The organism is Pseudomonas sp. DE0010, assembly GCF_007680745.1.
GTDB classification, from domain to species: domain Bacteria; phylum Pseudomonadota; class Gammaproteobacteria; order Pseudomonadales; family Pseudomonadaceae; genus Aquipseudomonas; species Aquipseudomonas parafulva_B.
On record NZ_VEJQ01000116.1, the window covers coordinates 1 to 322 of the forward strand.

The window sequence follows — 322 nt, forward strand, 5'->3', positions numbered from 1 at the left end:
GGCTGGCTGTGCGAACAAGAATTTATTACCAGTCGGCATAGTCCATGGGAGTGGAGCAACTATACTCCCCTGCAAGATAGCACATCGCCAAGATCAAAATTAGCTTACAAATTATATATACAAGGCTCATTGTCCATAGAAGAAAAAACGGAATACCAAGTATTAATAAATGAATCTGAATACTGCCCAGTTCGCGAGAAACTTAAATCGATAATAGACCTAAATTTAGACAAGCGATTTTCCAGCGAAGAAATAAAAGCAGCTAACATGAAGCCTTGGAAAGCACAATCCATAGGAAGTCTATTGGTCCTTCATCAGAGCG

Annotated in this window: 1 pseudogene; it reads left to right on the plus strand. The window is 39.8% G+C overall.

The features are described from left to right. Positions 1 to 322, plus strand: a pseudogene (locus FS767_RS23085) (hypothetical protein); the annotation flags it as partial.